The sequence below is a fragment of the Streptomyces tubbatahanensis genome (genome assembly GCF_022699385.1).
Lineage (GTDB): Bacteria > Actinomycetota > Actinomycetes > Streptomycetales > Streptomycetaceae > Streptomyces > Streptomyces diacarni.
This window is the reverse complement of record NZ_CP093846.1, coordinates 5,134,733-5,155,467: the sequence shown is the minus strand read 5'-3', so window position 1 is coordinate 5,155,467 and position 20,735 is coordinate 5,134,733. Positions and strand designations below refer to the sequence as shown.

General features: G+C 70.2%; 19 protein-coding genes. 11 read left to right on the top strand and 8 right to left on the bottom strand.

Annotation, left to right across the window (positions count from 1 at the left end):
* The first annotated feature begins 6 nt into the window (after positions 1 to 6).
* The 4 genes from MMF93_RS22260 (at position 7) to MMF93_RS22245 (ending at position 3,460) form a co-directional block, all read left to right on the top strand.
* Entirely contained in the window at positions 7 to 597 is a 591-nt protein-coding gene (locus MMF93_RS22260) for an N-acetylmuramoyl-L-alanine amidase (protein WP_242754218.1), read from the top strand.
* A 48-nt stretch (positions 598 to 645) separates the two neighbouring features.
* The gene (locus MMF93_RS22255; protein WP_242754216.1) at positions 646 to 1,578 is read left to right on the top strand and encodes a 1-aminocyclopropane-1-carboxylate deaminase/D-cysteine desulfhydrase; all 933 of its coding nucleotides are present in this window, start codon (positions 646 to 648) and stop codon (positions 1,576 to 1,578) included.
* 518 nt (positions 1,579 to 2,096) lie between these two features.
* The gene (locus MMF93_RS22250; RefSeq protein WP_027735701.1) at positions 2,097 to 2,510 is read left to right on the top strand and encodes an ATP-binding protein; all 414 of its coding nucleotides are present in this window, start codon (positions 2,097 to 2,099) and stop codon (positions 2,508 to 2,510) included.
* Positions 2,507 to 3,460, top strand: a complete 954-nt coding sequence (locus MMF93_RS22245; RefSeq protein ID WP_423835497.1) for an RNA polymerase sigma factor SigF — start codon at positions 2,507 to 2,509, stop codon at positions 3,458 to 3,460. Before MMF93_RS22250 ends, MMF93_RS22245 begins: the two co-directional genes overlap by 4 nt.
* Positions 3,461 to 3,591: 131 nt before the next feature.
* Here MMF93_RS22245 and MMF93_RS22240 read toward each other — a convergent pair whose 3' ends face one another.
* A complete protein-coding gene (locus MMF93_RS22240; RefSeq protein WP_242757710.1) occupies positions 3,592 to 4,023 on the bottom strand; it encodes a hypothetical protein in 432 nt (143 codons plus the stop codon).
* A gap of 107 nt (positions 4,024 to 4,130) precedes the next feature.
* Between MMF93_RS22240 and MMF93_RS22235 the strand changes: the two genes are divergently transcribed.
* Both MMF93_RS22235 and MMF93_RS22230 read left to right on the top strand, forming a co-directional pair.
* A complete protein-coding gene (locus MMF93_RS22235) occupies positions 4,131 to 5,099 on the top strand; it encodes a diacylglycerol/lipid kinase family protein (protein WP_242754214.1) in 969 nt (322 codons plus the stop codon).
* Between the two features lie 316 nt (positions 5,100 to 5,415).
* Positions 5,416 to 5,679 (top strand): WhiB family transcriptional regulator, encoded by a 264-nt coding sequence (locus MMF93_RS22230; protein ID WP_016469673.1) that lies wholly within the window; start codon positions 5,416 to 5,418, stop codon positions 5,677 to 5,679.
* A 348-nt stretch (positions 5,680 to 6,027) separates the two neighbouring features.
* On the opposite strand, the gene MMF93_RS22225 is transcribed toward MMF93_RS22230, so the two are convergent.
* The 7 genes from MMF93_RS22225 to MMF93_RS22195 form a co-directional block, all read right to left on the bottom strand.
* Positions 6,028 to 7,503, bottom strand: a complete 1,476-nt coding sequence (locus MMF93_RS22225) for a sensor histidine kinase (RefSeq protein WP_242757709.1) — start codon at positions 7,501 to 7,503, stop codon at positions 6,028 to 6,030.
* A 319-nt stretch (positions 7,504 to 7,822) separates the two neighbouring features.
* Positions 7,823 to 8,491, bottom strand: coding sequence for a class II aldolase/adducin family protein (locus tag MMF93_RS22220; RefSeq protein WP_242754212.1), 669 nt, complete (start codon positions 8,489 to 8,491; stop codon positions 7,823 to 7,825).
* Between the two features lie 11 nt (positions 8,492 to 8,502).
* Complete coding sequence (locus MMF93_RS22215) at positions 8,503 to 9,564, bottom strand: SIS domain-containing protein (protein ID WP_242754210.1); 1,062 nt, start codon at positions 9,562 to 9,564, stop codon at positions 8,503 to 8,505.
* Between the two features lie 323 nt (positions 9,565 to 9,887).
* Positions 9,888 to 11,408, bottom strand: coding sequence for a glycoside hydrolase family 3 protein (locus MMF93_RS22210; RefSeq protein ID WP_242754208.1), 1,521 nt, complete (start codon positions 11,406 to 11,408; stop codon positions 9,888 to 9,890).
* A gap of 44 nt (positions 11,409 to 11,452) precedes the next feature.
* Positions 11,453 to 12,283: a carbohydrate ABC transporter permease gene (locus tag MMF93_RS22205; RefSeq protein ID WP_114014383.1), complete on the bottom strand. Its 831-nt coding sequence runs from the start codon at positions 12,281 to 12,283 to the stop codon at positions 11,453 to 11,455.
* A complete protein-coding gene (locus MMF93_RS22200) occupies positions 12,283 to 13,332 on the bottom strand; it encodes a carbohydrate ABC transporter permease (protein ID WP_242754207.1) in 1,050 nt (349 codons plus the stop codon). Before MMF93_RS22200 ends, MMF93_RS22205 begins: the two co-directional genes overlap by 1 nt.
* Positions 13,333 to 13,408: 76 nt before the next feature.
* Positions 13,409 to 14,635, bottom strand: a complete 1,227-nt coding sequence (locus MMF93_RS22195) for an extracellular solute-binding protein (protein WP_242757708.1) — start codon at positions 14,633 to 14,635, stop codon at positions 13,409 to 13,411.
* A gap of 339 nt (positions 14,636 to 14,974) precedes the next feature.
* Here MMF93_RS22195 and MMF93_RS22190 point away from each other — a divergent pair, with 339 nt between their 5' ends.
* The 5 genes from MMF93_RS22190 (at position 14,975) to mctP (ending at position 20,586) form a co-directional block, all read left to right on the top strand.
* A complete protein-coding gene (locus tag MMF93_RS22190; protein ID WP_242754206.1) occupies positions 14,975 to 15,769 on the top strand; it encodes a GntR family transcriptional regulator in 795 nt (264 codons plus the stop codon).
* A 193-nt stretch (positions 15,770 to 15,962) separates the two neighbouring features.
* The gene (locus MMF93_RS22185; protein ID WP_242754205.1) at positions 15,963 to 18,167 is read left to right on the top strand and encodes a carbon starvation CstA family protein; all 2,205 of its coding nucleotides are present in this window, start codon (positions 15,963 to 15,965) and stop codon (positions 18,165 to 18,167) included.
* A complete protein-coding gene (locus MMF93_RS22180; RefSeq protein WP_242754204.1) occupies positions 18,167 to 18,367 on the top strand; it encodes a YbdD/YjiX family protein in 201 nt (66 codons plus the stop codon). The genes MMF93_RS22185 and MMF93_RS22180 overlap by 1 nt, the downstream gene beginning before the upstream one ends.
* A gap of 201 nt (positions 18,368 to 18,568) precedes the next feature.
* Positions 18,569 to 18,871 carry a DUF3311 domain-containing protein gene (locus MMF93_RS22175; RefSeq protein WP_242754203.1) on the top strand — a complete coding sequence of 101 codons (303 nt, stop codon included), beginning with the start codon at positions 18,569 to 18,571 and terminating at the stop codon, positions 18,869 to 18,871.
* Positions 18,868 to 20,586 carry a monocarboxylate uptake permease MctP gene (mctP, locus tag MMF93_RS22170; protein ID WP_242754202.1) on the top strand — a complete coding sequence of 573 codons (1,719 nt, stop codon included), beginning with the start codon at positions 18,868 to 18,870 and terminating at the stop codon, positions 20,584 to 20,586. The genes MMF93_RS22175 and mctP overlap by 4 nt, the downstream gene beginning before the upstream one ends.
* The last annotated feature ends 149 nt before the right edge of the window (positions 20,587 to 20,735 follow it).

The window sequence follows — 20,735 nt, the reverse complement described above, 5'->3', positions numbered from 1 at the left end:
GGCGAGATGGCCACACCCATCACCGCGGCCGCTTTCGTCCGGGCCCTCGAGAAGGAGGGCGTGACGGTCGAAGAGGTACGCGACTGGCGCAACCACAACCGCAACCGGCAGGGCCCGTGGGGCCCGGTGCACGGCATCATGATCCACCACACCGTCACCAGCGGTGCGAAGGAGACGGTCGACCTGATCTACGACGGGCGGTCGCAGCTGCCTGGCCCCCTCGCGCACGGCTGCGTCACCAAGGACGGCACCGTCCATCTGACCGGCCACGGCCGGGCCAACCACGCGGGCTCGGGCGATGACGACGTGCTCCGCGCCGTCATCGCCGAGCGGGCCACCCCCGCGCCGAACCAGCAGAACACCGACGGGAACCGGTACTTCTACGGTTTCGAGTGCGAGAACCTCGGCGACGGCAAGGACCCCTGGCCCGACGAGCAGCTGGACGCCATCGAGCGCGCGGCGGCGGCGCTGTGCCGCCACCACGGCTGGGGTGCCCGCTCGGTCATCGGCCACCTGGAGTGGACGGACCAGAAGGTGGACCCGCGCGGTTTCACCATGGACGAGCTGCGGGAGCGGATCGCCGCCCGGCTCGGTTGAGGTTCCCCGCCGTGCGGGGCGGATGCGGGTGGCGCCCACAATGGAGGGGTGGCACCCGCATCCGCCCCCGGCGCTGATCCCCTCGACGCGCTCGCTCCGCGTCTTCCCTCCCCTCTCCAGGAGGTCGAGGACGAGCGGTTCGCGCGGCGGGGTGTGCGGCTGCTCCTCAAGCGGGACGACCTCATCCACCCCGCACTCGCGGGTAACAAGTGGCGCAAACTCGCCCCCAACCTGCGTGCTGTGGCCGAGACCGGTCACCGCACGCTGCTGACCTTCGGGGGCGCCTATTCCCACCACCTGCGGGCCACCGCGGCCGCCGGCCGGCTGCTCGGGCTCCGCACGGTCGGGGTGGTGCGCGGCCACGAACTGGCCGACCTGCCGCTCAATCCCTCGCTGGCCCGCTGCGCCGAGGACGGCATGCTGCTGCACTTCGTCCCGCGCTCCGTCTACCGCCGACGTGCGGAGCCGGCGTTCCACCAGGAGCTGCGCGAACGGTTCGGACAGTGCGCCGTCGTTCCCGAGGGCGGCAGCAACGCGGCGGCCGTACGCGGCTGCGTCCTGCTGGGCGAGGAGCTGCGCGGGCGCACCGACGTGGCGGCCGTCGCCTGCGGCACAGGTGGCACCCTCGCCGGCATGGCGGCCGGTCTTCGTGCAGGTCAGCGCAGTCTCGGCGTGCCCGTGCTGAAGGGCGGGTTCCTGGGCGGCGAGGTCCGCGCGCTCCAGCGGGAGGCCTTCGGCGGGCCGCGTGGCCACTGGCGGTTGGAAGAGCGTTTCCACGAGGGCGGCTACGCGAAGGTGAGCGCGCGGCTCGCCGACTTCGCGGAGGACTTCTCCGCGCGGCACGAGCTGCCCCCGCTGGAGACGATCTACGTGGCCAAGCTGCTCCTCGCGCTCACCGCACTCACGGAAGAGGGTGCGTTCACCCCGGGGAGCACCGTGACGGCTGTCGTGACCGGGCCGTCGTGGAGCCCGCAGCGGTGACACGGAGTGAGAATGATCATCACTCTTCGTGAGCGATCACTCACCGCCCCCTCGGTCACCTTCACGCTTCGTAGTCGGCGCGCTCGCCCCTCTCGCCACTCGGATGCACCGCCGGGTCACCCACAGGGGCGGGTTTCGGCCCTTGTCCGAGGGTGTGCTTCCAGGGGCTATGAACGCAACGGGTGACGGGTATTGACTTGGCAGGCCCTCTCATTGGCGCCTCCTGGCCCGCCCTCGGGCACCCAGGGTGTTCGCCGGGCGTGAGGACCTGGCCCGGGACAGTCGTTCGCGTCGGACCCGGGTGCCAACACAGCGTAGTCACAGAGGAATTGGGGTCCTCAACCCCTAGCCACAGAAAGTACCCATGTGTTTACTATGGGTGACGCTCGCGGGTTGAGGCGGCAACGATCAGTGCGTGCGGCATCGTGACACGGATCGCGATAGCGTCGCTGACGAAACGAACCAACAGCCGCGTCGGCCGCGAGGCCCAACCGGCTCGTGTCACCTTGGAGGTGAGGGTGTCCCAGATCGCAGGCGACCCCGCGTCGCAGGACTTCGTCGAGGTCCGGCTGCCGGCCGCGGGTGCCTATCTGTCGGTGCTGCGGACGGCCACCGCCGGGCTCGCGGCCCGCTTGGACTTCACCCTCGACGAGATCGAGGATCTGCGGATCGCTGTGGACGAGGCGTGCGCGATCCTGCTCCAGCAGGCCGTCCCCGGCTCCGTGCTCAGTTGTGTCTTCCAGCTCGTCGGCGACTCGCTGCACGTCACCGTCTCGGCGCCGACGACCGATGGCCGGGCACCCGAACGCGACACCTTCGCGTGGACGGTGCTCTCGGCCCTGGCCGGTGAGGTGGGTTCAGCAGTGTCGGATGACCGTACGGTGAGCATCAGCCTGCACAAGAAGCGCGGTGCGGGGCCCGGAGCATCGTGACCGAGCACGAGGCAAGTCAGACGTGGTCAGGCCGCCCGGGGGCGGTCTCCCGGGGCATTCCCGAACAGCAGCCCCGTCCGCACCCGGCCGACCCCAGCATGCAGCGACCCAGGCAGGCGAAGCGGGCGGACGCTATGAACCAGCAGCAGCACGAGCGGCGTGGGCGGGCAACCCACGGCGACTCCCGCGGGCTCGACCCGCAGGATCGCGACGGCGCGCGCGCTCTGTTCATCGAACTGCGCAAGCTGCCGGACGGGCCCGAGCGCGCCGAGCTGCGCAATCAGCTGGTGCGCATGCACCTGCCCCTGGTCGAGCACCTGGCCCGCCGGTTCCGCAACCGCGGCGAGCCGCTGGACGACCTGACGCAGGTCGCGACGATCGGCCTGATCAAATCGGTCGACCGTTTCGACCCGGAGCGCGGCGTCGAGTTCTCGACGTACGCGACACCCACGGTGGTCGGCGAGATCAAACGCCACTTCCGTGACAAGGGCTGGGCCGTGCGCGTGCCCCGCCGCCTCCAGGAGCTGCGGCTGTCGCTCACGTCCGCGACCGCCGAGCTCTCCCAGCAGCACGGGCGCGCCCCGACGGTCCACGAGTTGGCCCAGCGGTTGAAGATCTCCGAGGAGGAGGTGCTGGAAGGGCTGGAATCGGCCAACGCCTACAGCACCCTCTCGCTCGACGTGCCCGACACCGACGACGAGTCGCCGGCCGTCGCCGACACCCTCGGCGCGGAGGACGACGCGCTGGAGGGCGTCGAGTACCGCGAATCGCTCAAACCCCTGCTGGAGGAGCTGCCGCCGCGGGAGAAGAAGATCCTGCTGCTGCGGTTCTTCGGAAACATGACCCAGTCGCAGATCGCACAGGAGGTCGGCATCTCGCAGATGCACGTCTCCAGACTCCTCGCGCGGACTCTGGCCCAGCTCCGTGACCGCCTGCTGGTGGAGGAGTGACCCCTTCCCCCGTCCCTTCCCCTCCCCGAACCGGAGGCCCCGCCCCCGGACACCTGGTCCTCAACGGCCGTGCGGGCTGACATCAGCCCGCGCGGAGGTTGAGGACCAGGTGCTTTTCGTCGGCGACTCGCTCACCTCGCATCGATGCCCAGCGCTTCCGTCGCCTTCGGGTTGACGAGGCATGCCAGCACCGCGACGGCGGCCAGCGCCAGCGCTGCGGCCGCGGCGATCAGCCCGCCCCCGTTCTGCGCCATCTGCCAGGCGACGGGCAGGGCGAGCAGCTGGACGATCATCGAGGGTCCGCGGCTCCAGCGGCGCCTGCGCCACAGTCCGCGCGCCGCGGCCAGGGGCAGCACGGACAGCGCCAGGACCGTCACGGCGAGCGTGGCGGCCTGGACCATGTCGTCGGGGCTGCCGGTGACCAGCAGCACGAGCGAGAAGAGGCCGAACGCGGCAACGATCACGCCTTCGACACCGGTCACCACGGCGGCCGCCACGATCCTGCGCGGCCCCGGCACCTTCGCCCCCGCCTCGGCCGCCTCGCCCGTGCCGTCCCTGTCCATGGCCTCTTCCGTATCCGTGTGGGTCACGCTCTCGCTCACACCAGAAGCGTAGCCCTCCGGATCCGGCTGGGCTGGGCCCCGTACCGCGGGGTAGGTACGCTCACCCCATGCGCGCACTCCTCGTGGTCAACCCGGCAGCAACCACCACCAGCGCACGCACCCGCGACGTGCTGGCGCACGCGCTGGCCAGTGATCTCAAGCTGGAGATCGCCACCACCGAGTACCGCGGGCACGCCCGCGACCTGGCACGCCAGGCGGCGCAGGGCGGCACGACGGAGCTGGTCATCGCGCTCGGCGGAGACGGCACGATCAACGAGGTCGTCAACGGTCTGCTGCACGAGGGCCCGGACCCCGAGCGGCTGCCGCGGCTGGCCGTGGTGCCGGGCGGGTCCACCAACGTCTTCGCCCGCGCCCTGGGCATGCCCAACGATGTGGTGGAAGCCACAGGGCATCTGCTGGACGCGCTGGAGTCGCACGCGGAGAGAACCGTCGGGCTGGGGCTCGCCGGGGGCGTGCCGGGCAGTGACGACGCGGAGGTGCCCGCGCGCTGGTTCACCTTCGCCGCGGGGTTCGGGTTCGACGCCGGGGTGGTCGGCAGAGTGGAGCAGCAGCGCGAGCGGGGCAAGCGTTCGACGCATCCGCTGTACGTGCGCCAGGTCGTACGGCAGTTCCTGCACGAGCCGCACCGCCGGCACGGCACGATCACGCTGCGGCGCGAGGGCGCCGAGCCGGTCGGCGACCTGGCGCTCTCGATGGTCTGCAATACCGCCCCGTGGTCGTACCTGGGGAACAAACCGCTGTACGCGGCGCCGGAGGCGTCCTTCGACACGGGCTTGGACGTGCTCGGTCTCAAGCGGCTGACGCCGCTGGCGGTGAGCCGTTACGGGACCCAGTTGCTCACTTCCAGCCCCGAGCGGGGGCCGCGCGGCAAGCACGCGGTGACACTCCACGACCTCACCTCCTTCACCTTGCATTCGCAGGCTCCATTGCCGTTTCAGATGGACGGTGACCACCTGGGACTGCGTACGAGCGTGAGCTTCACAGGCGTACGGCGTGCACTGCGTGTGATTGTGTAAGTGGAAGGCCCGAAAGTCCTTCCACTCGAACGTTTAGACCAGGATCCACCCCCTGGAATGACGGCTGTGAGCTAGCCGACACCAAGGATTCAAAAAAAAGTTTCCGGAAGGGGTTGTATCCGTCGCCGAGGTTTGCGAGTCTCTTCATGGCGATCGGGACGGCCCGTCAACAGGGCCCCCTTGAGAGCCGGAATCCCCTCCCCTAACTCCAGTGGGACCCGCATCACAGTCGATGAGGCCCCACTTCCCACGCGGGGGGATTCGTGAAAGCGTTCACATTCACAAGCAAAGCCACACACGAGGAGAGGTAGCAGCCATGGACTGGCGTCACCACGCCGTTTGCCGCGAGGAAGACCCCGAGCTGTTCTTCCCCATCGGCAACACTGGTCCTGCGCTGCTGCAGATCGAGGAAGCCAAGGCCGTCTGCCGCCGCTGCCCCGTCATGGAGCAGTGCCTGCAGTGGGCTCTGGAGTCCGGTCAGGACTCCGGTGTCTGGGGTGGCCTCAGCGAGGATGAGCGTCGCGCGATGAAGCGCCGCGCCGCCCGCAACCGGGCGCGGAACAACGCCGCGACCGCCTGACGCCCAGCCCGGCACCAGCTGCACCCCCGAGACGCAGCGCGCAGTGCCCTCGGAGCGCCTGGCAGACAGAGCGCCCGCACAAACGCAGAGCGTACAGCGCTGAGCCCCCGAGTCCGTGCCAACGGACCGGGGGCTCAGCGCATTTCGCCTCCGGCGGGGAGGCCGAACGTGTCTGCTTGCCGCCGCGGCGGGGAGGGGTGGTGCCCCCAGCCCGCGCCCCGGAGGGGCGCGGGGAACTGCTCCCCCAGCCTCCGGCCGGGAGGTGCCCCCACCAACCACACCCCACCCGCAGACCGCACACGGCGGCCAGTGGCACCCCCGTGCCGGAGCAAGAGCCGCAGGAAAGCCCTAGCGCTTCTCCGTCGCCACCGGCAGATCGAACAGCACCCGGGTGCCGCCGCCGGGTGCGGGCTGCATGTCGAAGGTGCCGCCCAACTCGCCCTCCACGAGGGTGCGGACGATCTGGAGGCCCAGGTTGCCCGCGCTGCGGGGGTCGAAGCCGTCGGGCAGGCCGCGCCCGTCGTCCTCCACGGTGACCAGCAGCCGCGCCTCGTCACGGACCGAGGCCGCGCCCCGTACCGCGCGCACCTCCACGGTGCCCTGCTCGCCGGAGCCGAAGCCGTGCTCGATGGCGTTCTGCAAGACCTCGGTCAGCACCATGGACAGCGGTGTGGCGACCTCGGCTCCCAGGATGCCGAAGCGGCCCGTGCGGCGGCCGGTGACCCGGCCCGGGGAGATCTCGGCGACCATCGAGAGGACCCGGTCGGCGATCTCGTCGAAGTCCACCCGCTCGTCCAGGTTCTGGGAGAGCGTCTCGTGCACGATGGCGATGGAACCGACCCGGCGCACCGCCTCGCTCAGCGCGTCCCTGCCCTGCGGAGAATCCATTCTGCGGGCCTGGAGGCGCAGCAGCGCGGCCACCGTCTGGAGGTTGTTCTTCACCCGGTGGTGGATCTCCCGGATGGTGGCGTCCTTGGTGATCAACTCGCGCTCGCGGCGGCGCACTTCCGTGATGTCGCGCAGCAGGATGAGCGAGCCGATGCGGGTGCCCTTGGGCTTGAGGGGGATGGCACGCAGCTGGACGATGCAGTCGTTGGCCTCGACCTCGGCGCCGCGCGGGGCCCAGCCGCTGGCGAGCTTGACCATCGCCTCGTCCACCGGGCCGCGGGAGGGCGCCAGTTCGGCGGTGGCCTCCCCAAGGTGGAGACCGACCAGGTCGGCGGCCAGGCCGAGCCGGTGGTAGGCGGAGAGCGCGTTGGGGCTGGCGTACTGCACGTACCCGTCGGCGTCCAGCCGGATGAGGCCGTCGCCGACGCGCGGCACATGGTCCATGTCGACCTCGTGCCCGGGGAAGGGGAAGCTGCCGGCCGCGATCATCTGCGCGAGGTCGCTGGCGCTCTGCAGATAGGTCAGCTCCAGCCTGCTGGGGGTGCGTACGGTCAGCAGGTTGGTGTTGCGGGCGATGACGCCGAGCACCCGGCCCTCGCGCCGTACGGGGATCGACTCGACGCGGACGGGCACCTCCTCGCGCCACTCCGGGTCTCCCTCGCGCACGATCCTGCCCTCGTCCAGCGCGGCGTCCAGCAGCGGGCGCCGGCCGCGGGGCACCAGGTGCCCGACCATGTCGTCCTGGTGGGAGGTCGGCCCGGTGTTCGGCCGCATCTGGGCCACGGAGACGTAGCGGGTGCCGTCCAGCGTGGGTACCCACAGCACGAGGTCGGCGAAGGAGAGGTCGGCGAGCAGCTGCCATTCGGAGATCAGCAGGTGCAGCCACTCGAGCTCGGCGTCCGAGAGCGCGGTGTGCTGGCGTACGAGGTCGTTCATGGAGGGCACGGGGCCGAGGGTACGACAGGTCGGCCGCCGCCCGGGCGGCGGTGCGGTCCCGCTGTCCTGACCGGTCCGATCCATAGACAGAGGGCCGTGGTCTAGTCCACAATCCTGGGTGAAGAACTTCTGCTCTCCCCGCACAGGAGGGCAGATCGAGGCCCGTGACGCTCTCTGCCCTGACAGCGGCCGGGTCTTGTGGCTCCGGGCTGCGGTGCCGGGCGGGTTGAGGGTCCCGCTCCGGTGCCGCGGCCCGAAGTGTTTCCGCGTCCTTGCCGCGCCCTTCTGGCGGGCCCTCTCGCCGCGCCCTTCGCGCGGATCAGGCGTGCTGGATGGCCTCGTCCGCGCTCGTCGGGAAGCGGGTGGTGCGGTCCCCCAGCAGCAGGGCGCGGTAGGTGGCCGTCGCGGCCTCCTCGATGTTCATGGCGCGCCGGAGCGCCATGCCGACGTCCTCGCCCAGCGCCGAGCAGCCGTGGTGGGCCAGCAGCACGCAGTTGTGCTGCTCGGCCTGCTCGGCGGCGGCGTCGGCCAGCTCGTCGGACCCGTTCGGATGGAACGGGATCCGGCCGAGCGACCGTACGTAGACCGCGTGGTCCAGCGTCAGCAGCCGGATCTCGTGGCCGAGCGCGTCGACCAGGACTGCGTGCTGGGGGTGCATGTGGACGAGCGCGTTCGCGTCCTCGCGCACCCGGTAGCTGCGCTGGTGCAGCTTCCATTCGCTGGAGGGCACCGGGTTGCCGCCGACGACCTCGCCTGCCAGATTCATCACCGTGAAGTCGGCGGGCTCCAGCCGGTCCAGCCAGGTGCCCTTGCCGGTCACGACGAACTCCGCCGCGCCCGGCAGCCGGGCCGAGAGGTTGCCGCCGCTGGCCAGCGCGTAGCCCCGGCGCACGATGTCGGCGCCGACGTCGATGAGCTGTTCGACCAGCCCGTCGATGGTCTGCGCCTGCCGCATCCGCGGTTTGGAGCCCTGCGAGCGGCCCTCCATACGGCGCCCCCTCAGCGGGTCTCGGTGACCTTGGCGAGGGAGCGCGGCGCGTCCGGGTCCTGGCCGCGCGCCATGGTGACCTCGTACGCCAGCATCTGCAGCGGCAGGATCTGCACGATCGGCTGGAGCTCCTCGGGCAGCCCGTCGGTCGGCAGCGCGAACCCGGCCGAGGCGCGGTCCACCTCCTCCTGGCGGCCGATGACCACCAGGTCGGCGCCCCGGTCCCGCAGCCGCTCCAGCACCGGCTGGAGCGCCTCGCCGCCCTTGCCGTCCGCGACGACCGCGATCACCGGCGAGATGTTGTCCACCATGGCCAGCGGACCGTGCAGCAGGTCGGCGCCCGAGTAGGACAGCGCGGGAATGTAGCTGGTCTCCATCAGCTTGAGCGCGGCTTCCTTCGCCGTCGGGTAGCCGTAGCCCCGCGAGGTGAGCACCATCCGCTCCGCGAACCTGTACCGGGAGGCGAGCGCCTTGACCTCGTCCTTCCGCGCCAGGATCGCGTCGGCCACCTCGGGCAGCGCCTTGGCCGCCTCGGCGCCCTGCCCTGCGCGCAGACCGTCCACGAACAGGTACAGCGCCAGCAGCTCGGCGGTGTAGGTCTTGGTGGCCGGCAGCGCCTTCTCCGGGCCCGCGAGAACGTCGATGTGGAACTCGCTCACCTGTGCGAGCGGGGAGTCCGCGTTGTTCGTGACGGCGAGCGTGATCGCGCCCGCCTCGCGCGCCGCCTTCGTGGAGGCCACCAGGTCGGGGCTGCCGCCCGACTGGCTGATCGTGATCACCAGGCAGTCGGTGAGGTCCTGCTGTGCGCCGTACGCCGTCGTCGTGGACATCGACGTCAGCCCGCACGGCTTGCCGAGCTGGATCTCCAACAAATACTTCGCGTACAGCGCGGCGTTGTCCGAGGTGCCGCGCGCCGTCAGCAGCACGAAACGCGGGTTCTTCGCGGCGATGCGCTCGGCGACCTCGCGGATGGCCGGCCCGCCCTCGTCCAGGATGCGGCGCAGCACGGACGGCTGCTCGGCCATCTCGCCGGACATGATGGTGCCCGGCTCAGACGGGACGTTCGAGGACATGGGGGTCGCCTCCCGGTGGGGTTCCGTACAAGGGTGCGGGTTGCTTCGATCCTACGTTGTGGGAGCGCACGCCGGTTTTCCCCCTGCCACGCCCTCGCCGCCCGCTGCGCGGACGGCGCCTGGGAGAGCCCGCCGTGCGGGCCCGCGCCCGGGTGCGCGCCCCCTCGGGCCGCGCACCCCACGGCGGGCCCCGACCCGGGGTCGGGTCCGGGCCGGGGCCGGTGCCGGGGCCGGAGGCAGGTGTCGCGCCGAGGCCGAGGCCGGTGCGGAGGCCAGGGGGCGCGCCCAGCCCGGGGCCGTGCCGAGGCCGGCGTCCGGGCCGGTCAGCCTCGGGCGATGACCTCGGCGGCAGCCCGCCCGCATACCCGGGCCGCCCCGCGCGTCGCCACGTGGAGCGCGCCCTGGGGAGAGGCCTGGGGTACCCCCATCTCGACCACCACCGTCGAGGGCCTGGCGGCGACCAGCTGTTCGACCGCCTGGGCCATCCACGGGTGCCGGTGCAGGTCGCGGACGACCGCGACGACGGGCCGGTCCCCGGCGTCGGCGAGCACCGTGGCGGCGACGTCGCCGTCGGTGCTGCCGTAGGTGCCGGTGCGGGTGCCGGGAATCATCCGCTCCAGTTCGGCCGCGGGCCCCCAGGGGGTCTCGTCGCCGACGGCGATGTTGGCCAGCGGCGTCAGCGCGGCGACGTAACCGGGCCCGGACGGCCGCCGGTACCCGTCGAGCCCGGTGACCACGAGCGCGCGCCGTGCGGCTTCCAGCCCGATGCCGTCCCGCGCGTGGCCGGCCGGGCCCCCCGTGCCCGACCGGCCGCGCGCGCCCTTCGCCCACGCGGCCAGACTCCGCACCCGGGCGGCCGCGTCGGCGAGCCGCTCCTCGGTCAGCTCGCCGTCGCGTACGGCGCCGACGAGCGCGTCGCGCAGCCGCAGCACGGTGTCCTCACCGGACAGTCCGCCGCCGACGCAGATGGCGTCCGCGCCGGCCGCCAGCGCCAGCACGCTGCCGCGTTCGAGCCCGTAGGTGGCGGAGATGGCCTGCATCTCCATGCCGTCGGTGACGATCAGCCCCTCGTGCCCCAGGCCGCCTTCGCTCCGGGGCGCCCGCAGCAGTCCCGTCAATGCGGCGGAGCTCAGCGTTCCCGGGTGCGCCGCGTCCAGCGCGGGCAGCAGGATGTGGGCGCTCATCACGCACTTGCTGCCCGCGTCGACCGCGGCGGCGAAGGGCACGAGCTCGCGGCCCCTGAGCGTGGCGAGGTCGGCGTCGATGCGGGGCACGGCGTGGTGGGAGTCGACGGCGGTGTCGCCGTGTCCGGGGAAGTGCTTGACGCAGGCGGCGACGCCCGCGGCCTGGAGGCCCTCGACGTAGGCGACGGTGTGCCGGGCCACCAGCTCGGGATCGCCGCCGAAGGAGCGGACCCCGATGACCGGGTTGTCGGGGTTGGAGTTGACGTCGGCGGAGGGCGCCCAGTTGAGGTTGACGCCCGCCGCGGCGAGCCGGCCGCCGAGTTCGTGGGCGACGGCCCTGGTCAAGTCCGGGTCGTCGATGTGCCCGAGGGCGAGGTTGCCCGGGTAGGAGGAGCCCGTGCGGGCCTCCAGCCGGGTCACGTCGCCGCCCTCCTCATCGATGGCCACCAGCAGCTCGGGGCGCACCTCGCGCAGCTGTTCGGTCAGGAGGGCCAGCTGCTCGGGCGAGTCGATGTTGCGGCCGAAGAGGCCGACCGACGTGAGCCCTTCGTCGAGCTGCCGCAGCAGCCAGGACGGCGCCGAGGTGCCGGCGAAGCCCGGCTGGAGGACGGCGAGGGCGTCGCGGGTGAGGGTGTCGGACGCTCGGAGAGAGGTGGTCATGCGGCGCGGTGTCCCTTCACTTCACTGGATGGCCCGTCACTCCACTACCCCTTCACCGCGCCGGAGGTGAGGCCGGCCACTGCCTTGCGCTGGAGGTAGAGGAAGAGGAGCAGGATCGGGACGGCGAAGAGCGAGGCCGCCGCCATCGTGGCACCCCAGTCGTCACCGAACGCGGTCTGGAACTTCGACAGCCACAGCGGCAGCGTCTGCGCTTCGGCGTCCTTGTTGAGGATGAGGACCATGGGGAACTCGTTCCACGCGGTGATGAACCCGAAGAGCGAGGTGGCCATCAGTCCGGGGGCCAGCAGCGGGAAGATGACCCGGCGGAACGCCTGGAGGCGGGTGCACCCGTCCACCATGGCCGACTCCTCCAGGTCCTTGGGGACGGCCGCGACGTAGCCGCGCAGGGTGATGATGGTCAGCGGCAGCACCATCACCGTGTAGAAGAGGGTGAGCGGCACGAGGCTGTTCAGCATCTCCGCGTCCCGCACGATCATGTAGATCGCGATGACCATGACCTCCCAGGGGGCCATCTGCGCGATCATGAACGTGAGGATGATGCCCTTGCGTCCCTTGAACCGCATGCGGGCCAGCGCGAACGAGGCGAAGAGCGCCACCAGCAGCGAGATACCGACGGCCAGCACGGTGACCGTGACGGAGTTGCGCACCAGCGTCCAGAAGTTCTCCGCGTGCACCGCCGTGGAGAAGTGTTCGAGGGTGGGCGAGGTGGGGAACCAGACGGGGTTCTCGCTGATGATCTGCCCGTTGGGCTTGAACGCCGTGTTGAACATCCAGTACACGGGGAAGACGAACCCCACGAACAGCAGCAGCGCGGTGGCGTTCGGCCATATCCGGCTCAGGAGCGACCGTCGCATCAGGCCTTCTTCCCCTTGTTCTCGGCGGTCTCGGCGGTCCCGGCGGTCCCGGCGGTCTCACCGGTCTCGGTCTCGTCGGCGTCTTCCTGTCTGAGCACCAGCCGCAGGTAGTACGACATGAGCGCCAGCAGGATGAGGATGGTCAGGACGGAGATCGCCGCGCCGGCGCCGTAGTGCTGGTTGCCGACGCCCTCGACGAAGGCGTAGACGGGCAGCGTCTCGGTCAGCCGGTCGGGGCCGCCCTCGTTGATGGCGAAGACGTGCGGGAACGCCTTGAAGATCCAGATGACCTCCAGGAACGTCGCGACCATCAAGAACGGCTTGAGGAAGGGGAAGGTGACGGACTTGAAGCTCTTCCACGGTCCGGCCCCGTCCAGCGCCGCGGCCTCGTACAGCTCCTTGGAGATCGTCGTCGTCGCCGCGTAGAGGTTGATCGCGACGAACGGAATCGACGTCCACACGATCAGCAGCGAGATGACGAAGAACGTGGACAGCTGGCTGCCCGTCCAGTTGTAGTCCGCCATCGAGTCGAAACCGACCTTGGCCAGTACCCAGTTGACGACGCCGAACCGCTGCGCGAACAGCCACTGGTAGACGGTGGTGGCCGCGATGATGGGCATCGCCCAGGCGAGGACCAGCCCGACAGACAGCAGCAGCCGCATCTTCGGCCCGAGCCGCGCCAGCAGCAGCCCGATGAGGGTGCCGGCGACGATGATCAGCACGACGTTGACCACCGTGAAGATCACCGACCGCAGTGTGACCCGCCAGAAGGTGTCGCTGGTGAGCGTGTCGGTGTAGTTGGTGAAACCGTTCCACTCGGTGACGTGCTGGATCAGCTGCGTCATGTTGAGGTTCTGGAACGACAGCATGCCGTTGGTGAGCAGCGGCCAGCCGAGCAGGACGGCGGTCAGTCCGAGCGCGGGCAGCAGGAGCAGGTAGGGCAGCGTGCCCTTCGCCTTCCTCCCGCCACGGGCCGGCGGTCCGCCCTCCCCCGTGGGCCGCACGGGCACCTTGTCGAGAGGCGGCGCCTCATGGGTCTGCACAGACATCGGGACTCCAACGCAGGGGGTTGCGGGGGGCGGCTGCCGCCCCCCGCAACCCGCCCGTTCAGGTGGGTTACTGCGGTTACTGCTTCTGGGAGAGCCGCTTGTTCATCTCGCCCTCCACGCCCTTGGCCGCGGCCGCGTGGGACTTCCCCTTGAGCACGGAGGTCATGTACGTCTTGATCGGGTTCGGCGGGTTCTCCACCGCGCCCCACTCCGGGATCAGCGGGGTCAGGCCGCCGCCCTCGACGGCCGGCGCCGCGGCCTCCGCCGCCGGGTTGCCCTCCAGGTTGCTCTGCAGGGACTTCTTGTTCGGAATGACGCCGCTCTCCTTGGCGAGCGCGCCCTCGTACGTGTCGGACAGGGCGATCTTGAGGAACTCCTTGGCGAGTTCCTGCTTCTCGCTGCCCGCGGCGATGGCCAGGTTGGACCCGCCGAGGAAGACGCCCTCGGGCTCAGCGGCGGTCTCACCCGGAATGGTGAAGTAGCCGATGTCCTTCTCGATCTTCGGGTTGGCCTTGATCGCGGTGGCCGCCTCCCAGCTCAGACCGATGAAGGCGCCGGTCTTGCCCTTGGCGAAGATCTCGGCCTGCTGCGGGGTGGCCTCGTCCTTGTTCTTGGGCGCCTTGGAGTAGGAGGCGTACTTCTTGTAGACCTTCATGGCCTCACCGACCTTGGGGTCGGCGAGGTTGGAGACCCACTTGCCGCCCTTCTTCTTGACCAGGTCGGCGTTGTTGCCGATAAGCAGGCCGTCGAAGAAGTACCAGTTCTGGCCCGGCATGTAGAGCGGCTCGGCGTCGGTCTTCCGCTCGATCTTCTCGAGCGCGTCGAAGAACTCGTCGCGGGTCTTGGGCGTGCCCTTGACGCCGGCGTCGGCCCAGATCTTCTTGTTGTAGATGACCGTGCGGTTGACGGCGAACCAGGGGGCGGCGTACTGCTTTCCGTCATAGACCGCCGACTTGTTGAGGGAGGAGGTCCAGTCCTTGCCGAGCCCCTTCTTCAGGTCGCTGAGGTCGGCGAGGCCGCCGGTGCGGGCGTAGGCGGGGGTCTGGGTGTTGCCGATCTCGATGACGTCCGGCGGGTCGTTCTCGGACAGCGCGGTGGTGATCTTCTGCTGGATCCCGTTCCACTGCTGGACCTCGAGCTTGAGCTTGGCTCCGGTCTTCTTCTCGAAGGCGGCCTTGACGTCCTTGGTCCACTTCTCGGGGGTGGACCCGTCCATCGCCCAAAGGGTGAGCGTCTTGCCCTTGAAGCTCTCCGGCCCGGACTTCTCGTCGCCGTCGGACCCACAGGCCGCGACGTTCACCATCAGTACGGCGACACCGGCCGCGGCCACAAGGCCCCTTTGATGACGTTTCACAGCATTCTCCCCTGCACACTGGAACGCTCCACACGGCGCATTCGGACAGTCCGTCCCTCCGGACAGCACATCCGGGCCCATCCGGACAGTTGGTTTAGACCAATGCGCAGAGCTTGGCCTAGACCTTTAGGGGTGTCAACGGTGTATAAAGCTCCCAGTCGGTTCCGTTATCGGAACGACATCTGAGCTGGGGCGCCCGCCCAACGCCGCGCCATGCCACGATGTGAACCGCTAAGCACACGGAGGAAGCCGGTGACGGCAGCACGAGGCGAGTCGGGAAGGCGGGCCATGAGCACGGACGGGGGCGGCGCCATCGCACCGGCCGCCGCGGAGAGCGGGACCGCGGGCGGCAACGGATCGGCGGCCCGCACCGCGCGCGTGCCCAAGTACTACCGCCTCAAACGGCACTTGCTGGAGATGACCGAGACGCTGCCGCCCGGCACGCCCGTGCCGCCCGAGCGCACCCTGGCCAGCGAGTTCGACACCTCACGCACCACCGTGCGCCAGGCCCTCCAGGAACTGGTCGTCGAGGGGCGGCTGGAGCGCATCCAGGGCAAGGGCACCTTCGTTGCCAAGCCCAAGGTCTCCCAGGCGCTCCAACTGACCTCCTACACCGAGGACATGCGCGCCCAGGGCCTCGAACCCACCTCCCAGCTGCTGGACATCGGCTACGTCACGGCCGACGACCGGCTCGCCGTCCTGCTCGACATCACGGCGAACGGCCGCGTCCTGCGCATCGAGCGGCTGCGGCTGGCCAGCGGCGAGCCGATGGCCATCGAGACCACGCACCTGTCGCAGAAGCGCTTCCCCGCGCTGCGCCGCAGCCTGGTGAAGTACTCCTCCCTCTACACCGCGTTGGCCGAGGTCTACGGCGTCCACCTCGCGCAGGCCGAGGAGACGATCGAGACGTCGCTGGCCACCCCGCGCGAGGCCGGGCTGCTGGGCACCGACGTCGGCCTGCCGATGCTGATGCTCTCGCGCCACTCACGCGACACCGGCGGCGAACCCGTGGAGTGGGTGCGCTCGGTCTACCGCGGCGACCGCTACAAGTTCGTCGCCAACCTCCAGCGGCCCACCGACTGAGCGGCACGCGTGCCTTTCGGCCCCACCGCGGGGCCGTCCGCCCCCACCCTGCCGACGCACGCGCAGCGTGGAGATCGGGTAACCCCCGTACGGGGGTATGGCGCGGATCACGTCGCTGTTCTACGGTCGCCCTGCCGTCGTGGTGTGCCCGCCGCCTCGGGGGGCCGGCGGGTGGGGTCGAGGAGGAACGCGCGTGCGCAGCACTGCTCAGCAAGCGAGGCGGATCAACCCGCGGTCCGTCGTCATCTGGTCCGTGGTCGCGCTGGTCGGCGCGGCGGGATGGGCGATGCTCGCGCTGGCGCGCGGCGAGGAGGTCTCCGCCGCCTGGATGGTGGCCGCCGCGCTCGGCTCGTACGCCATCGGCTACCGGTTCTACGCGCGCTTCATCGCCACGCGGGTGCTGCGCGTCGACAAGAGCAGGGCCACGCCCGCCGAACGCCTCAACAACGGCATCGACTTCCACCCCACGGACCGGCGGGTGCTGCTGGGACACCACTTCGCGGCGATCGCCGGGGCCGGGCCGCTGGTCGGGCCCGTGCTCGCGGCGCAGATGGGGTACCTGCCCGGCACCATCTGGATCGTCGCGGGCGTCATCCTGGCGGGCGCCGTCCAGGACATGGTGACGCTGTTCTTCTCGATGCGGCGGGACGGCAAGTCGCTGGGGCAGATGGCGCGGGAGGAGATCGGCCCCGTCGGCGGGGCCGCCGCGCTGCTCGCCGTCCTCGCCATCATGATCATCCTGCTGGCGGTGCTGGCGCTGGTCGTCGTCAACGCGCTGGCCGAGTCGCCCTGGGGCACCTTCTCGATCGGGATGACGATCCCGATCGCGCTGTTCATGGGCTTCTATCTGCGGGTGCTGCGGCCGGGCCGGATCACCGAGGTCTCGCTGATCGGCATCGCGCTGCTGCTGTTCGCGCTGGTGGCGGGGCGGTGGGTCGCCGAGTCGTCGTGGGCCGGCGCCTTCACGCTGGACAAGCCGACGCTGGTGGTCTGGATCCTGGTCTACAGCTTCGTCGCCTCCATCCTGCCGGTGTGGATGCTGCTGGCTCCGCGCGACTACCTGTCGACGTTCATGAAGATCGGCACCATCGGGCTGCTCGCCGTCGGCGTCGTGGTGACGCTGCCGACGCTGAAGATGGAGGGCATCACCGACTTCGCCGGCGTGGGCGACGGGCCCGTCTTCGCCGGGTCGCTGTTCCCCTTCGCGTTCATCACGATCGCCTGCGGCGCGCTGTCCGGATTCCACGCGCTGATCTCCTCGGGCACCACGCCGAAGATGATCCAGAAGGAGACCCAGGTCAGGATGATCGGGTACGGCTCCATGCTGATGGAGTCGTTCGTGGCGGTCATGGCGATGGTCGCCGCCTGCATCATCGACCCTGGCCTCTACTTCGCGATGAACGCGCCCGCCGGGGTGATCGGTGACTCGGTGCAGTCCGCCTCGGAAGCGGTTCGCTCGTTCGGGTACAGCATCAGCCCCGAACAACTGGCCGCAGCGGCCAAGGCGGTGGAGGAGAGTTCGCTGCTCTCGCGCACGGGCGGGGCCCCCACGCTGGCCATCGGCGTCTCGAACATCTTCTCCGAGGTCGTCGGCGGATCCGGCATGCGCGCCTTCTGGTATCACTTCGCGATCATGTTCGAGGCGCTGTTCATCCTCACCGCGCTGGACGCCGGCACCCGCGTGGGCCGGTTCATGCTCCAGGACATGCTCGGCAACGTCTACAAGCCGTTCCGCCGGATCAGCTGGTGGCCCGGGCTGCTGGTCTCCAGCGCGATCGTCGTCGGGCTGTGGGGCTACTTCCTGTGGGTCGGCGTCCACGAGCCGCTGGGCGGGATCAACCAGCTCTTCCCGCTCTTCGGCATCGCCAACCAGCTGCTGGCCGCCGTCGCGCTGGCCGTCTGCACGACGCTGCTCGTCAAGTCGGGGCGGCTGAAGTGGGCGTGGGTGACGGCCGTGCCGCTGGCGTGGGACGCGGTGGTGACGCTGACGGCGAGCTGGCAGAAGGTCTTCTCCAGCGACCCGAAGGTCGGCTTCTTCCAGCAGCGCTCCGACTACCAGGACGCGATCGACGCGGGCAAGGTCATCGCGCCCGCCAAGAACATGGACGACATGCACACCGTCGTCACCAACTCCACCGTGGACGGGGTGCTCTCGGCGCTGTTCGCGCTCCTCGTCGTCGTCGTGCTCGTGGACGCGGCCCGCACCTGCGTGAAGGCGGTCCGCCACCCGCACAGCGCGAGCGCGACGATGCACGAGGCGCCGTACGAGACGTCGCGGCTGGTCGAGCCCGCCGGGCTGTTCCCCACCAAGGAGGAGAAGGCCGAGCGGGCGGCGCTGGCCGCCGCCGGACCCGCCGAGGGCGCGCGGGGCGGTGGCGACAGCGGCGGGGAGGCGTGATGAGGGCCGTGGCGCGGGCCGCCTCGTGGGTGCGCTGGTACGTGCGCGAGTTGACCGACGAGAGCGCCTACGAGCGGTACGTCGCGCACGTGCGGCACCACCAGGGCCCGGCGGCACCCGTGCCCAGCCGCAGGGAGTTCGAGCGGCGGCGCACGGACGCGCGCGAGGGCGACCCGCGCGAGGGGTTCCGCTGCTGCTGAGACGCGAAGGGGTTCGCTGCCGCTGAGACGCGAAGGGGTAGTCGCTGCCGCTGAGACGCGAGGGGTTTTGCCGCCGCTGAGACCGGTGCGTCACGCGCACGGTGTCATGTCCGCTATACGGACGGGCCGTGACGTGGGCCGGAGGCTCGCCTAGGTTGCGTGCACATTGCATGATCTCTGAGCGAGGACGGAGCCCGCCGCATGTCCGCACCACCCCAGGACGCCGGAAAGAGACGCCCGGCCATCACCCCCGCACGCGTCGTGGCGGGCCTGTGCCTTTTCGCGCCCTTCGTCGGCATTCTGTGGGTCGACTCCTACGCCCGTATCGAGCCGACCCTCATCGGTGTTCCGTTCTTCTACTGGTACCAGATGCTGTGGGTGCTGATATCGGCCGTGCTCACGATGGTCGCCTACCGCATCGTGCGGCGGGAACAGGCCGGGGCGCGCCGGGCCGCCGCCGAGACCGTCGCCGAGGCCGCCGCCGAAAGCGGTGAGGCCCGATGAAGGACGTCAACGGCGTCGCACTCGCCGTCTTCATCTTCTTCTTCGTACTCGTCACGGTGATGGGATTCCGCGCCGCCCGCTGGCGCAAGGCCGCGAACGAGAACAGCCTCGACGAATGGGGCCTGGGCGGACGCAGTTTCGGCACCTGGATCACCTGGTTCCTGCTCGGCGGTGACCTCTACACCGCCTACACGTTCGTCGCCGTTCCCGCGGCGATCTACGCGGCCGGCGCCTCCGGATTCTTCGCGGTGCCGTACACCATTCTCGTCTACCCGCTGATCTTCACCTTCCTACCCCGCCTGTGGTCCGTCTCGCACCGGCACGGATACGTCACGACCTCCGACTTCGTACGCGGCAGGTTCGGCTCCAAGGGGCTCTCGCTCGCCGTCGCGCTGACCGGCATCCTGGCGACGATGCCCTACATCGCGCTCCAGCTGGTGGGCATCCAGGCCGTACTGGACGTGATGGGCGTCGGCGGTTCGGAATCGACCAACTGGTTCATCAAGGACCTGCCGCTGCTCATCGCCTTCGGCGTACTGGCCGCCTACACCTACTCCTCGGGGCTGCGCGCCCCCGCGCTCATCGCGTTCGTCAAAGACGCGCTCATCTATATCGTCATCGCCGTCGCCATCATCTACATCCCCATCAAACTCGGCGGCTTCGACGACATCTTCGCCAAGGCCGGCGACGCGCTGGCACAGGAGAATCCGGCGACCGGAAAACCGCGCGGGGAACTGGCCAGCGGCGAGAACGCCCAGTGGGCGTACGCCACGCTCGCCATCGGCTCCGCGCTCGCGCTGTTCATGTATCCGCACTCGATCACCGCGACGCTTTCCGGCAAGAACCGCAACGTGATCCGGCGCAACACCACGATTCTGCCGCTGTACTCGCTGATGCTCGGCTTCCTCGCGCTGCTGGGCTTCATGGCGATCGCCGCGGGCACCAAGGTGGACAACGGGCAGCTGGCCATTCCGCAGCTTTTCGAGGACATGTTCCCCGACTGGTTCACCGGTGTCGCCTTCGCCGCCATCGGGATCGGCGCGCTGGTGCCCGCCGCCATCATGTCCATCGCGGCGGCCAACCTGTTCACCCGCAACATCTACAAGGACTTCCTCAAGCCGGACGCGACAGCCGAGCAGGAGACCAAGGTCTCCAAGCTGGTCTCCCTGCTGGTGAAGGTCGGTGCCCTCGTCTTCGTCCTCGGCATGGACAAGACCGTGGCCATCAACTTCCAGCTGCTGGGCGGCATCTGGATCCTGCAGACCTTCCCCGCGCTCGTCGGCGGCCTGTTCACCCGCTGGTTCCACCGCTGGGCGCTGCTGGCGGGCTGGGCCGTCGGCATGGTGTACGGCACGCTGGCGGCGTACGGCGTGGCCAGCCCGACGCAGCAGCACTTCGGCGGCAGCAACGACGTGATCCCCGGCATCGGGGAGACGGGCTACATCGGTGTGACGGCGTTCGTGCTGAACGTGGCCGTGACCGTCGTCGGAACGGTCGTACTGCGCGCGCTGCGGGCCCCGGACGGCGTCGATGAGACCCGTCCCGAGGACTACACGGCCGACGCCACCGAGGCCGGTGACGGCGCCGCGCAGGCCGCCGGCAGCACGGCGCACGACTCCGGCGCGAGCCGCACCGGTCAGGGCCGCACCGACGAGGGCCGCACCGACGACGGCAAGGGCGAGGATCCCAGGGTGGAGGCCGGCGCGGCCAACTGACGTCCTCCCGCACCGGCGTACGCCACCGCCGACCGACACCCGTCCCGGGAAATTTCCGGGACGGGTGTCGGCGCGTCGGCGCATGATGGCGGCCATGGACTTCACGACGAGCACAGCCGGCGCCGCACCCGGGGCGACCGGAGCGAGCG